Annotated in this window: 10 protein-coding genes; all 10 read left to right on the forward strand. The window is 37.8% G+C overall.

All coding sequences use genetic code 11. The annotated features are described in order from the left end of the window. Positions 1 to 194: 194 nt before the first annotated feature. The 10 genes from ACFOOI_RS16490 to ACFOOI_RS16535 all read left to right on the forward strand — a co-directional run bounded on the left by ACFOOI_RS16490 (position 195) and on the right by ACFOOI_RS16535 (position 13,877). Positions 195 to 3,209, forward strand: coding sequence for a SusC/RagA family TonB-linked outer membrane protein (locus tag ACFOOI_RS16490; RefSeq protein ID WP_379839130.1), 3,015 nt, complete (start codon positions 195 to 197; stop codon positions 3,207 to 3,209). Between the two features lie 20 nt (positions 3,210 to 3,229). Next, positions 3,230 to 4,858 (forward strand): RagB/SusD family nutrient uptake outer membrane protein, encoded by a 1,629-nt coding sequence (locus tag ACFOOI_RS16495; RefSeq protein ID WP_379839131.1) that lies wholly within the window; start codon positions 3,230 to 3,232, stop codon positions 4,856 to 4,858. A 567-nt stretch (positions 4,859 to 5,425) separates the two neighbouring features. Continuing rightward, positions 5,426 to 6,196 carry a DeoR/GlpR family DNA-binding transcription regulator gene (locus tag ACFOOI_RS16500; protein ID WP_379839132.1) on the forward strand — a complete coding sequence of 257 codons (771 nt, stop codon included), beginning with the start codon at positions 5,426 to 5,428 and terminating at the stop codon, positions 6,194 to 6,196. Positions 6,197 to 6,271: 75 nt separating this feature from the next. Beyond that, positions 6,272 to 7,666 carry an L-fucose/L-arabinose isomerase family protein gene (locus ACFOOI_RS16505; RefSeq protein WP_379839133.1) on the forward strand — a complete coding sequence of 465 codons (1,395 nt, stop codon included), beginning with the start codon at positions 6,272 to 6,274 and terminating at the stop codon, positions 7,664 to 7,666. Positions 7,667 to 7,693: 27 nt separating this feature from the next. Then, positions 7,694 to 8,530: a transketolase gene (locus ACFOOI_RS16510; RefSeq protein WP_255070431.1), complete on the forward strand. Its 837-nt coding sequence runs from the start codon at positions 7,694 to 7,696 to the stop codon at positions 8,528 to 8,530. A 7-nt stretch (positions 8,531 to 8,537) separates the two neighbouring features. Then, entirely contained in the window at positions 8,538 to 9,524 is a 987-nt protein-coding gene (locus ACFOOI_RS16515; protein ID WP_379839134.1) for a transketolase family protein, read from the forward strand. A 27-nt stretch (positions 9,525 to 9,551) separates the two neighbouring features. Next, entirely contained in the window at positions 9,552 to 10,475 is a 924-nt protein-coding gene (locus tag ACFOOI_RS16520; protein ID WP_255070427.1) for a D-ribose ABC transporter substrate-binding protein, read from the forward strand. 192 nt (positions 10,476 to 10,667) lie between these two features. Then, entirely contained in the window at positions 10,668 to 11,264 is a 597-nt protein-coding gene (locus ACFOOI_RS16525; protein WP_379839135.1) for a DUF2291 family protein, read from the forward strand. A 15-nt stretch (positions 11,265 to 11,279) separates the two neighbouring features. Further along, positions 11,280 to 12,764, forward strand: coding sequence for a sugar ABC transporter ATP-binding protein (locus ACFOOI_RS16530; protein ID WP_379839136.1), 1,485 nt, complete (start codon positions 11,280 to 11,282; stop codon positions 12,762 to 12,764). A gap of 150 nt (positions 12,765 to 12,914) precedes the next feature. Further along, positions 12,915 to 13,877: an ABC transporter permease gene (locus ACFOOI_RS16535; RefSeq protein ID WP_255070423.1), complete on the forward strand. Its 963-nt coding sequence runs from the start codon at positions 12,915 to 12,917 to the stop codon at positions 13,875 to 13,877. Positions 13,878 to 13,947: the final 70 nt, after the last annotated feature.

Raw genomic sequence — 13,947 nt, forward strand, 5'->3', positions numbered from 1 at the left:
ACGATTCCGAAAGCAAAAAAAGCAAAAACGAAAAAAATAATTAAATTAATATTAAAATTTCGTTGTTTAATTGGATTTTAGCCAATATGTTTATGTGTTTATTTACGTTTATTGTTGTGAAAGTTCTATTAAAAGCAACTAAACGAAAAAAATAAATAGTATAAATTATTCATTTTTTAATTAATATTTTTTTTATGTTAAAAACGTTACATACTTATTCCAATGGAATAAAGAAAGCATCTGGATTTAGATGGTTTCAGTGGGTGGTAGCTATTTTTATGTTGGTATCAGTAAATGCTATTGCTCAAACGAAAGTTAGCGGAAAGATCTCAACAGAAAATGGAGATCCTCTTCCTGGAGCTTCTGTGGTGGTAGAAGGTACTTCAAACGGAACAACAACTAACAACGACGGAAGCTATTCTGTTAATGTTCCGAAGCAAGGTTCTTCATTAATCATTTCATTTATTGGATATGTGAGCAAGACTGTTGCTATCAATGGAAAGTCAATCATTAATGTGTCACTTGAAGAAGATGCTTCTCAATTGGGTGAAGTAGTCGTAATTGGATACGGTACGGTTAGAAAAAGAGATTTAACAGGTGCTGTAACATCAATCAAGTCAGACGATATTAAGCAAGTGCCTGCACAAAGTCCTCTTGAGTCTATTCAAGGTAAAGTGGCTGGGGTAGATATTACAAGAAGCAGCGGTTCGGCTACTTCGGGTATTAATATCACGATAAGAGGTAACCGTTCGATTGGTGCTGGTAATGGTCCATTGTTTATTGTAGATGGAATCCAGACAGGAAACATCAACAACATTAACCCAAATGATATCGAATCAATGGAGTTTTTGAAAGATGCTTCTTCTACAGCTATTTACGGATGGCAAGGTGCTAATGGTATCGTGATAGTAACTACTAAGAAAGGTGCAACCGGAAAACCTAAAGTTACATTCAATACATACTATGGTGTTTCTCAGGTTTCGAGATACCCTTCTGTATTGGATGGACCTGGATATACAGCTATCAAAAGAGAAGCAAACAGAGCAGTAGGAAAGTGGAACTCTGAAGCAGACGATGCCGCTATTTTTAATACAGGAGAACTTGCTGCCATCAAAAATAACGATTGGATTGACTATCAGAAGGAGCTGTTCCACAACGGTACGCAACAAAACTATAACGTAGGCGTAAACGCAGGAAGCGATAAAACTAAAGTGTTTTTCTCGTTAGATTATTTCAACGAAAAAGGTATCCTTAAGTTTGACGAAGCTAAACGTTACTCTTTCAGAGCTAATATTGACCAGACGATTAATAGTTGGATCAAAGTGGGTCTTCAGAGTCAAGTTACTACAAGAGACGAAAGCTATAGAAGAGACCCTTTAAACATGGCCAATAAAATTATTCCTCTTGGTACAGTTTATGATGAGAATGGGGTATTCATTCCTTATCCTTTAAGTGGTTCTTCTATCAGTCCATTGGCTGATGAGCAACCAGATGTTTTCTCAAATACTGGAAAGAAAACAAACATTATTTCGAACGTTTATTTAGAAATGAAGCCCCTTAAAAGCTTAACATTTAGATCAAATTTTGGTGCAAACATCGGCTTCTCAAGAGAAGGTCTTTTTGAAGCTTCAAACACAATCAGCAGAAACGGAGGAAACCCTCAGGCTTCTATGTCAGCTTCTAACAGCCGTTTTATTAACTGGGATAACATCTTGACTTTTAATAAAGAGATAAACAAACATGCAATCACATTTACGGCTTTGAGTAGTTATGTTCAAAACAACTCTGACGAGGTAAATGCTTCTGGTCAATCTCAACTATTACCAGCACAGTTATACTACGCATTGGGTAATGCACCTAATAACATCGCAATTAGCAGTGCCTACGAAAAATGGAATGTATTGTCGTTTGCGGGTCGTTTAAACTACAACTACAAAAGCAAGTATTTATTGACTTTGACAAACCGTGCCGATGGAGCATCGAGATTGTCAGCGGGTAATAAGTGGGCGTTTTTCCCTTCAATAGCTGCAGCTTGGCAAGTAGGTGACGAGGCATTTATGAAGAGCCAAAATATTTTCTCTGATTTAAAAATTAGATTAAGTTACGGTGTAGCAGGTAACTCAGGAATTTCACCTTACGGTACTCAAAGTACATTGGCTAGAGTTCCTATGGCATTCGGAGAGGCTAGTTACCAAGGATTTACATTCTCACCTTTATTGGGTAATGCTCAAGCAGGATGGGAGCTTTCTAAAACCAAGAACTTAGGTTTTGACATGGGCTTCTTGAAAAACAGATTGACAACTACTATCGACATTTACGATACACGTACTTCAGATCTATTGTTGCCTCGTGGTTTGCCACCTACTACAGGTGTTAAAACGGTTTACCAAAACATCGGTAAAACTAGAAACCACGGAGTTGAGCTTGGTATTAATTCAGTAAACGTTAAAACTAAAGACCTTACTTGGAGTAGTACTTTGACATTTACAAGTAACAAAGAGCAAATTGTTTCGCTTGTAACTCAAGGTGTAGACGATATCGGAAACGGATGGTTTGTAGGTCAAAACATCAACGTTTTTTATGATTACGAAAAATTAGGAATTTGGCAAACAGCTGAAGCAGACGCTGCTGCTGCATTCGGTCAGAAACCAGGTGATATCAAAGTAAAAGATCAAAATGGTGACGGTAAAATCGACGCCGTTAACGATAGGGTTGTATTGGCAGGTGTAAACAGACCAAAATGGTTTGGTGGACTAAACAACAAAGTGTCTTACAAGGCTTTTGACTTAAGTGTTTATTTGTTTGCTCGTTGGGGACAAACCATCAGTCCTGCGTTTTTGGGAAGATATGACCGTCAGTCTAACTTGAGTAATAGTTCTGCGGCAATTGACTATTGGACTCCGGAAAATCCAACTAATGAGTATCCACGTCCAAATGCAAACGTTTCGGGTTCCTCTACTTTATACTGGAGTACGCTTGGATACGTAAATGGCTCATATTTGAGAATTAGAAACCTTTCATTAGGTTATACATTGCCAACCTCTACTAAGAATACTTATTTTAACAATCTTAGGGTTTACGTTACAGGTTCAAACTTATTTACGTTTACCAAAAGTGCAAAGTTAAACGAGTATGATCCAGAAAGAGGTGGTGGCGAAAGCAGCCCAATGTTGAAAAACGTAGTAGTGGGTCTTAACCTTGGATTTTAATTTTAAACAAGTTTAGAAAGATGAAAAAAGTATCAATATTTATATTATTCCTTGCAGTGATGGCCACGTCATGCAAAGACTTACTCACAGAGTATAACCCGAGTGGCTTAACTGCAGAAGCAGTTTATTCTACACCAGAAGGATTTGAGTCGCTTGTAAATGCGGCTTACGGCTATCAAAGGTGGTGGTATGGTAAAGAAGAAGGTTACAATATCTCAGAAATGGGTACAGATACATGGACAAGTGCTGCCGGAGATATCTCTCCAGATCTTTCTAAGTATGTAAACTTACAAGGTACCAACGGACTTTTGTCAGCAGAATGGACGGCACTTTATGCAGGTGTAAACTTATGTAATGCTGGTATCAATAGAATAGCAAATGTAGGTTTTACGCCAGCAATGAGAGCTCAAAGAGAGGCAGAACTTCGTTTTTTGAGAGCATTTTACTATTGGCATATAGTAGAAACTTGGGGTGGTGTACATTTTACCTTGGAAGAAACAAAAGGAATTGAAAGTACGTCTAATAAAACGCCGGTTGAGACTTTTTACAAACAAATTTTTGAAGACCTTCAGTTTGCAACCAAGAACCTTGCAAATACTACTACTAACTATGGTAGAATCACGCGTCCAGCTGCAATGGCGTTTTTGGCTAGGATGTATTTGACAAGAGGTATGAACGCCGAGGCTAACAACATGGCGAACACTATTTTGAAAGGTAACTTTGGGTATAAGTTAGAGGCTAACTATGCTGACCTTTGGAAAATGAGCAACAACCAAGGTAAAGAAATTATGTATGCTGTAAATTATGCATCTAATTTAACATTAAATGACTTATTTAACTCAACTACTAACGTAACGGGTCACGGAAGAGGAAGTAACAACGGTCACTTGCACTTTTTAATGAAATACGATAACCTTCCAGGAATGTTAAGGGATATTACCTACGGAAGACCTTTTAACAGATACATGCCTACTAAGTTTTTGTTAGACCTTTATGGAAGTGCCGATGCTCGCTATGACGGTTCGTTTATGGAGGTTTGGTTGGCTAACTCGGGCACTAGACCGAAGGGTATGAACCTTGGTGACACCGCCGTAATTGCAACAAGGACAGCAAGAACTAAGCCTGCTAATGCATTGTACACTTTGGTAGACCGCAATGCGATTTATAACCCTGACGGTACTGCAAAAAACATGTTAGTGTATCCAACTTTAACTAAGCACATGGACAACACTCGTTTAAGTGCAAATGAGGCTCAAAGTGCTAGAGATGCTTATGTGATTCGTTATGCAGAGGTTTATTTGATAGCTGCTGAAGCACAAATGAAACTTGGCAAACTTGACTCTGCGGCAATTAACCTAAATGTGATTCGTACTAGAGCTGCCAAAGCAGGAAAAGCTGCTGAAATGCAAGTTAAACCAGAGCAAGTTACCCTTGACTTTATTCTTGACGAAAGAGCGAGAGAGTTTGCAGGTGAGCAAATGAGATGGTTTGATCTAAAAAGAACAGGTAAGTTATTAGAAAGAGTAAAAGCATATAACCCAGATGCTACAGGTATTCAGTCTTACCATTTGGTTAGACCTATTCCAAGAGCTCAGTTAGATGCAGTTTCTAATAGAGATGTATTTACTCAAAACCCAGGTTACCAATAAATATTGGTATTCTGACTCAAAATAAAATAAAGGAGGTGGGTATTTATAAATATTCATCTCTTTTTTGGATAGCATTCGAAAGGCAATTTTAAATCCTAAAATATGTCTTTAAAATACTTTTAATAGAATTTAGAACAAAGGTTGATTTTTAATAGCTCACAATAGCATTTTGTGGGCTATTTTTCTATTTTTTTGGTTGGTGTTAATTTGTTTTTGTTTTTCACTTATTAGCTCTGCTTATTGAGTAACACTTTGTTTTTCAGAAAATTATGATTTTGATTTTAAAATTTTAAGGACTTTTTTAGTATTTATTTCTATAGTTTTCAAAGAAAAAAAAGCATAAAGCTGATTTTAATAATTGGTAATAGTTAAACTATAAACTATTTTTAGGCTATAAATACTTTAAAAGATACAATTTATAGTAAAATAAGCAAATAAGGGACTTAAAAAGTAAATAAAATATTTTCGTTTACTTTCGTTTTATTTTCATTTGTTTTCTTTATTTTTGCAATAGGGTTGTTATCTTTTGGTATTAGTTAAATTAACTTTTAAAAAAATACTTAAAGAATGTTGCCCAATCAAAGGAGAGAAAAGATACTTGAGCTTCTGAAAGAAGACGGTTCTGCTAAAGTTGTAGACTTGGCCAAATTGTTTAAAGTTACGGAAGTGACTATTCGCCAAGACTTAGAAAAAATGGAGGTAGAAGACCTTATTGTGAAGGAGCATGGTGGTGCGTATTTGAAAAATGTGGAAGACCAAGTAAATAGTTTTTCTTTGGTGCATCAAGAAAATTTAGACAAGAAAGAAGTTATTGCTCAAAAATGTCTTGACTTTATCGAAAGCGGTGATACCATTATTTTGGATTCGGGAAGTACCACCACCGAGATAGCCAAAAAGATAAAGACCGCAGGTCTTAAAAATTTGACAGTAATAACAAACGCCTTAAATATAGCCCTCATGTTGGGTTCAGGGCTCGACATAGAAGTGATAATGACAGGAGGTGAGTTTAAGCCACCTACCTTATCGCTTACCGGACAAAAAGCGGCTGATTTTTTTAAAGGCCTAAATGTTCAAAAGCTATTTTTAGCTACCGCTGGCATATCGCTTAAGTCAGGTTTGACTTATCCAAGTATCAGCGATATCGTAGTTAAAAAAGCAATGATAGATGCAGCAGAAACCACCTATTTGGTGGCAGATAGTACTAAAATAGGCAAAAGTGCTTTAGCAAGTTTAGGGGCATTAAGTCTGATAGACATTATCGTGACTGACCCTGGAATAGAAGAAAAGCACATTTCGGTTTTTAAAGAAAACGACGTAAAAATAGTTATTGCGGAGTAGAAAATTTTTATTCCTAAAGGCTATTGGATTTTAGTGTTTCTATAAGGAGTTCAACATTATTAATACATAGATAAAATGACTTTAGGAGTAATCATCGGAAACAGAGATTTTTTTCCGGATAGTTTGGTGGAAAAAGCGAGAACAGAAATTATTGATGTTTTTGCTAAGTTGGGTTTAACCCCAATTTTATTAGATACCACCGAAACTAAGCTTGGAGGTGTAGAAACTTATAAAGAAGCTCAGAAATGTGCGGCTCTATTCAAAGCTCATCGAGACGAAATCTCAGGAGTATTGGTATTGCTTCCAAACTTTGGTGACGAAAAAGGAGTAGCAGATACACTTAAGCTTTCGGGCTTAAATGTTCCGGTGTTGATTCAGGCCTACCCAGACGACCTTAGCAAGATGAACGTTGTAAACAGACGCGACTCTTGGTGTGGTAAAATATCTGTTTGTAATAATTTATATCAGTATGGCATCAAATACTCCCTAACGAGTCAGCATGTAAGTCTACCTTCATCTGATATATTCCAACAAGACCTTAAGGATTTCGTAGCAGTTTGTAGAGTTGTAAAAGGACTTAGAACTGTAAGAATTGGGGCTATTGGAGCCAGACCAGGAGCATTTAACACGGTCAGATATTCAGAAAAAATACTACAAAGAAACGGTATCACAGTTTCTACTTTTGACTTGTCAGAAATCCTTGGTATGGCCAATAAGCTAACCGGTGATGACGCAAAAGTGAAGCAGCATTTAGAAATGATAAATGCATATGCCCCAAAAGGCAGAACCCCTAACGAAGCTATGATTCAAATAGCCAAGTTAGACGTAGTACTTAAAGATGTTATGGAAGAGCATAGCCTTGACGCTACTGCTATCCAATGTTGGACTTCGCTGCAACAAAACTACGGATGCAATGTATGTACAAGTATGAGTATCATGAGCGAAAACATGCTTCCAAGTGCATGTGAGGTTGATGTTACAGGTACACTAAGTATGTATGCCATGCAGCTTGCTTCTGGCTCACCAAGTGCATTGGTAGACTGGAACAACAACTACGCCGACGATCCCGAAAAATGTGTCTTATTCCACTGTGGAAACTGGGCCAAGTCATTCCTTCCAGATATTGAAATCAGCAACGCCCCAATATTGGGAACTTCGGTAGGTGTAGAAAACACCTACGGTGCTTTAGATGGCCGAACTCCTGCCATGCCGTTAACCTATGGCCGTATCAGTACAGATGATCCTAAAGGTATTATCAAAGCTTACATTGGCGAAGGCGAACTTACAGACGATCCATTAAGTACATTTGGAAACAGAGCGGTAGCTAAAATTCCTGACCTTCAGAATTTGATGAAACATATCTGTAAAAATGGTTTTGAGCACCACGTAGTAATGAATGCTTCTAAAACCGCCGCCATTTTGGAAGAAGCTCTTGAGAACTATATGGGATGGGAAGTTTATAAGCATTAATTTATTGAACTATAGAAGTTTAAGAAAATGAAAAGAGAAAAAATGGAAGTGGACTTAATGATAGAAAAATCGGTAGAATACCGTAGAAATATCATTAAATATATATTTAACGCAAAAGCGGGTCATACGGGCGGTAGCTTGTCAGTGGTAGATATTCTAAACGTACTTTACAACCGTATCATGAATGTTTCGCCTGAAAACTTTGACTCAAACGAGCGAGATAGATTTGTGCAAAGTAAAGGCCACTGCGTAGAAGCACTTTATGTGGTTTTGGCAGACCAAGGGTTTTTTCCTGAGGAAGACTTATTGACATTGTGCAAGTTTAACTCGCCTTATATAGGTCACCCCACTAAATATATTCCAGGTATTGAACAAAACACCGGAGGTTTAGGGCACGGTTTGTCTATCTGCTGTGGCAATGCCATAGCGGCAAAAAAAGACAACTCACCAGCAAAAGTATATACCGTATTAGGTGATGGCGAAATGGCCGAAGGCTCAAACTGGGAAGCTTTTATGTTAGCCGCTCACTACAAATTAGACAACTTGTGTGCCATCTTGGACTACAACAAATTACAAATTTCGGGTTCTAATGCTGAAGTAATGGCTTTAGAGCCTTTGGATAAAAAGTTAGAAGCATTTGGTTGGGCTGTTAAGCATGTAGACGGCAATGACATAAACGCATTGACAGAAACATTAGAAAGTCTTCCTTTTGAAGATGGCAAACCGTCGTTTGTTATAGCACATACTACCAAAGGAAAAGGCGTAAGTTATATGGAAAATAACTTGAAATGGCACCATGGTGTTCCGAGTGAGGAACAATATAAAATAGCAATGGACGAATTAAATTTAGCAGAAATAGCATAATACTAAGATGGCAGAAATAATGGCTACTGAAAAAGTAAAATTAGCAGTTGCAAAGGCAAATTTAGAGACTTTCTCTGAGACAGTTCAGGCTCTTGCAGCACAGGATAGAGATGTCCTTGTGGTTACCAGTGACTCACGTGGTTCAGGTAAACTTGTGCCTTTCGGTCAAAAATTTCCTGAGCAGATTGTAGAAATCGGTATTGCCGAGCAAAACCTAGTAGGCGTAGCCGCAGGTTTGGCCAGTATGGGTAAAAAAACCTTCGCAGTTTCTCCTGCATGTTTTCTAACTGCTCGTTCTTTGGAACAAATCAAAAACGACGTTTGCTATTCAGACAATGCGGTTAACTTGGTCGGAATTTCGGCAGGGGTTAGTTATGGTGCATTGGGAACAACCCACCACAGCTTACACGATTTTGCTGTTTTAAGAGCAATAAATAACGTTACAATTATAGTTCCTGCTGATAATTTTGAAACAGAAGAAGCCATCAAAGCCGCCGCCGCAATGGATTCTCCAGTTTATTTAAGATTTGGTAAAAAGAATATGCCAGCAAGCATCTGTTCGCCAGATGATTTGACAAGAAATAACTTCACAGTTGGAAAAGGTAGAACCGTTCGCGATGGCGAAGATTTGACATTTTTGGCCACTGGAGAAGCTGTTTGGCCTGCATATGAAGCAGCGGAAAAACTTGCGATTGAGCAAAATATTCAAGCAAAAGTTGTAAGCCTACATACTATTAAGCCTTTAGATTCTGAGCTAATCAAAGAGATAGCAACAAATGGTAGCCCTATAATTACTGTGGAGGAGCATTCGGTTTACGGTGGCTTAGGCGAAGCGGTGGCATCACTACTTATGCAAGGCGGATACCATAACAAATTCAAGATTGTGGGACTACCAGACCACCATACTGTTTCTGGTTCTCAAAACGAAATTTTTGATTATTACGGAATTTCTGAAAAAGGATTAGCCCAAACTGCATTAGATATTTTGAACTGAATATTTTAATCAATTGAAAATCTTAAAATGACCTTCAAGAGCTTTTTAACCTTAATTATAATAACTGTAAGTTTAACTAATTGCTCCCAAAAAAGCAGTGAGGAAAAACCTAAGGTAGCGGTTGTGATTTCTACATTAAACAATCCGTGGTTTGTGGTATTAGCTGAAGCGGCAGCTAAAAATGCCGAGCAACTGGGCTATGAAGCTAAAATTTTTGATTCTCAAAATAACCCGGCAATCGAGTCAGATAACTTCGAAAACTTGATTTCTTCGGGTTATGATGCCATTCTTTTTAACCCTACAGATGCCGACGGCTCTATCTCAAATATCATGAAAGCCAAAGAAGCAGGAGTGCCGGTTTTTTGTATGGATAGAGAAGTCAATTCAAACGACGCTGCCACCTCACAGGTTTTGTCTGACAATTATTCGGGCTGTGCTGAGATAGGCATAGAGTTCGTAAAATCCTTAAATGGTAAAGGCAAATATGTAGAGATATTAGGTCTCGTGGGTGATAATAACACCTGGGCTCGCTCAGGAGGATTCCACTCTGTGGTAGATAAATTTCCTGGTTTTAAGATGCTCGCTCAGCAAAGTGGCGATTTTGACAGAAACAAAGCCATGGAGGTTTTGGAGACAATTATGCAGGGTCATCCAGACTTAGAGGCGGTATTTTGTGGAAATGACGCAATGGCTATGGGAGCCTATCAGGCCTTACTTTCAGCAGGAAAAGCAGATAAAGTAAAAGTATTTGGTTTCGATGGTGCTAGCGATGTAATAGAGAAAATAGCGGAAGGGAAAATAGTGGCTACAGGCATGCAATATCCGATTGTGATGGCAGAAACTGCGGCAAAGTTTGCTGACGAATATTTTAAAGGGAAAAGAGATTTTCCTCAGCGAGTTCCGGTAGAAGTAGTTTTAGTTAAAAAATCAAACGCAGGAAGTTTTAAATAATATCAACATTAATGATGAAAGATTAATGGTAAATAAAGTCTAAAACAATATCCTCTCTAAACCCATTTTTCTGGGTAGGATTTTAAAGATTTTGTTTGAAATAGACTTTCGAATAGTATTTAAAAAATGCTGTTTTAAATTTATCATCCATCCTTAAATGCTCATCATTGAAAATTTATCATTAATTAACCTATGAAGAAAGTTATCGGTTTAGTAATTGTCTGCTTTCTAGCGTATAATTCTGTGTACTTCAAAAAACTAAGCGAGCAATCTGCAAGCGAAAGCTCCAAGTTTAACTTTGTAACGTATGCAGACTCTATCTATAACCAAGGTATATTAAAACAAGCTAAACCAATAGCTTTAGCAGATCTTCAAAAAGAATTAGGTAAGAATACTGAAAACGCGTTTTCGCAGTTTGGCAATAGGTTAGGAATTGGTCAAACCGCCTATTTTATGGTTTCGGTCGATGGAACAGTTTTAAACAAAACCGTGGATGGCTTTGAAGTCAAAACCGCAGATGGCAGAATTTACCCGATAGATACCAAATTTATATTCGGAAATGCGATTCGCGATGCCTCGAAGTTGGTCAAGTTAACCGACTTTAAAACCAATGCTGATTTTAATAAAGTTTCGGAAGAGTTAAACAACGTGATCAGAGAGAAAGCCATACCTGCCCAACTTAGTACGCTAATCGTAGGCGACAAAGTAGAGGTGGTTGGAGCCATAAAACAAAGCAAAAAAGACGCTTTGCCTATACTTATTTTGCCTGCCAATATTACGAAACTTTAAGTACCTTAAATACCCATGTTACAAGCCGTTAATATTTCAAAAAGTTTTCCAGGTGTTAAAGTATTGCAAGGGGTTAATTTTAATTTTTACCCCGGCAAAGTAAATGCCATTTTGGGTGAAAACGGTGCAGGGAAATCTACGTTACTTAAAGTGCTAACTGGTGTTTATACAGACTACGAAGGCGAAATAATCCTTAATGGCACCACCCTTAAGTTTGACGGCATCAAGGACGCTCAAGCGGCAGGAATTGGCATTATACATCAAGAACTCAACTTGATACCTCACCTAAGTATTTCAGAAAATCTTTTTTTAGGAAATGAGCTTAGAAACCGTTGGGGGCTTTTAGACTCTTCCGAAATGGAGAAGCAGACAAAGGTTTTATTGGCAAAACTAAAACTAGATTTTTCTCCCAAAACATTGGTTCAAAACCTCAAAGTAGGGGAGCAGCAATTGTTAGAAATTGCCCGGGCCTTACTAAAAAACAGCCAAGTGATTTTGATGGATGAGCCCACTTCGGCTTTGACAGATTCAGAGATTGACAATTTGCATGTAATCATAGAGGAACTAAAAGCAGAAGGGAAGACCATCGTTTATATATCTCATAAAATGGATGAGCTTTTTAGAATAGCTCAGCATTATACAGTTTTAAGAGATGGCGTTACCGTGGATGCTGGTGAAATGAGCCAAGCCACCGAAAAAGACCTGATCAAAAAAATGGTAGGTAGAGATGTACTTATCGTTAAAAAAGAACAAAATAAAGACGTGAGTGAGGTTTCGCTTAGTCTCAAAAATATATTTCTACCTCATCCAGTATTAAAAAACAGAAACTTATTGGATAATATTTCTTTCGATTTACACAAAGGTGAAATCTTAGGTGTATTTGGTTTGATGGGAGCGGGGAGAACAGAATTGCTACAAACGATTTTTGGTTTAAATGCCAAAAATACAAAAGGCCAAATAGAAGTTTTTGGTAAAAGCGTAAAGCTAAAAAGCCCCAAAGATGCAATAGCAAGTGGTATAGCTTACGTAACGGAAGACCGTAAAACAGAAGGCTTGGTGTTAAATATGAACATTTCTACCAATATTGGACTAACGACCTTAAAGATTGGGGAGCTTCTAAATTTCAAAAAAGAGAAAGAATTGGCTCAAAAGTACATTTCTGAATTCTCTATAAAAACACCTTCAGAAAAACAGCAATGTCAAAATCTAAGTGGCGGTAATCAGCAAAAGGTAGTATTGTCAAAATGGATGGCTACGCAGCCAGAAATTTTGATGCTTGACGAGCCTACGCGTGGTATAGATATAAAGGCCAAAAGCGAGATTTATGAGCTTATCAAGAAATTGGCGAACGACGGAAAAAGTATCTTATTGATTTCATCGGAAATACCCGAGGTGTTGGCACTTTCAGACCGTATTTTGGTGCTTTCAGAAGGAAAAATATCAGCAGAATTTAATGCAGAAGATGCAGACGAAAATAAATTATTAAAAGCAGCTATTTAAAATTACAGTTAAATGATGAATGAAAAATGTTGAGTTCGATAATTAGACAGAAACCTGATTTTAAGGTATCGGAGCTTAAGTTTAGTTAATAGTAAAACATTAGAATTTAATTATTTATCAGTAAGTATTTAGCGTTTAGCATTATAAAAAATGAATAAAGAATTACTCAAAAAATCTCAGTCACTGATCGCATTGTTTGCACTTTGCTTGGTGATAAGTATTCTGTCTGATAAGTTTATGACCTCATCCAACTTATGGAATGTGCTCAGACAAATATCAGTAAATATCTGCATTTCGGTAGGTATGACCTTGGTGGTTTTGATGGCCGGTATCGACCTTTCGGTGGGTTCTGTGTTGGCTTTTAGCTCGGCTGTTTGTGCCGGCTTATTGTCAAAAGGAATCTCAATACCTTCCATGGATCTTTTCATAGGGTTTACCGTTTTAGGTGGTGTTTTGGTGGCTTTGATAGTGGGTTTGCTCATGGGTTTGTTTAACGGTTGGGTAATCACCAAGTTTAGTTTGCCGCCTTTTGTGGCTACTTTGGCCATGCTAACTATTGCCCGTGGTGCTACTATGCTTTATACACAAGGTATTCCGATTTCAAACCTTGGTTCAAGTTTCGAATTTATAGGTTCGGGCTGGTTGTTGGGCATACCGGTTCCGGTTTGGATCTCACTTTTTGTGGTATTGTCTGTGGTGTTTATTACAAATAAAACCACGTTTGGTAGATACATTTACGCCATCGGTGGAAACGAAAGAGCTGCATTTTTATCAGGAATAAATATCAAAGCAGTTAAACTAGCCGTCTACGGTATTTCAGGAATGATGGCCGCAGTAGGAGGGATTTTAGTGACTTCACGCCTAAACTCGGCACAGCCAAACGCAGGTGCGAGTTACGAATTAGACTCCATAGCGGCAGTTGTTATTGGAGGTACGTCGCTTTCAGGGGGTATTGGTACCATAGCGGGTACCGTGATAGGAGCCACCATAATTGGCGTACTAAATAACGGTTTGATATTGTTAAATGTGTCGCCATTTTGGCAGCAAGTAGTGAAAGGCTTAGTTATACTGTTAGCAGTTATCATCGACCAAAAAAGCAAGAAGAAAGCTTAGATTTTGATGGTAATTGGAGAATGGCTAATGCTATTTTTTTCTTTCAAAATATGGGGGCTATTTCGAATGT

The sequence above is a fragment of the Lacihabitans lacunae genome, assembly GCF_042649125.1.
Classification (GTDB): domain Bacteria; phylum Bacteroidota; class Bacteroidia; order Cytophagales; family Spirosomataceae; genus Leadbetterella; species Leadbetterella lacunae.

What these genes read in the sequence shown, in the direction of transcription:
- ACFOOI_RS16490 (WP_379839130.1), top strand. Translation starts at nt 195, where the DNA reads ATGTTAAAAACGTTACATACTTATTCCAATGGAATAAAGAAAGCATCT.
- ACFOOI_RS16495 (WP_379839131.1), top strand. Translation starts at nt 3,230, where the DNA reads ATGAAAAAAGTATCAATATTTATATTATTCCTTGCAGTGATGGCCACG.
- ACFOOI_RS16500 (WP_379839132.1), top strand. Translation starts at nt 5,426, where the DNA reads ATGTTGCCCAATCAAAGGAGAGAAAAGATACTTGAGCTTCTGAAAGAA.
- ACFOOI_RS16505 (WP_379839133.1), top strand. Translation starts at nt 6,272, where the DNA reads ATGACTTTAGGAGTAATCATCGGAAACAGAGATTTTTTTCCGGATAGT.
- ACFOOI_RS16510 (WP_255070431.1), top strand. Translation starts at nt 7,694, where the DNA reads ATGAAAAGAGAAAAAATGGAAGTGGACTTAATGATAGAAAAATCGGTA.
- ACFOOI_RS16515 (WP_379839134.1), top strand. Translation starts at nt 8,538, where the DNA reads ATGGCAGAAATAATGGCTACTGAAAAAGTAAAATTAGCAGTTGCAAAG.
- ACFOOI_RS16520 (WP_255070427.1), top strand. Translation starts at nt 9,552, where the DNA reads ATGACCTTCAAGAGCTTTTTAACCTTAATTATAATAACTGTAAGTTTA.
- ACFOOI_RS16525 (WP_379839135.1), top strand. Translation starts at nt 10,668, where the DNA reads ATGAAGAAAGTTATCGGTTTAGTAATTGTCTGCTTTCTAGCGTATAAT.
- ACFOOI_RS16530 (WP_379839136.1), top strand. Translation starts at nt 11,280, where the DNA reads ATGTTACAAGCCGTTAATATTTCAAAAAGTTTTCCAGGTGTTAAAGTA.
- ACFOOI_RS16535 (WP_255070423.1), top strand. Translation starts at nt 12,915, where the DNA reads ATGAATAAAGAATTACTCAAAAAATCTCAGTCACTGATCGCATTGTTT.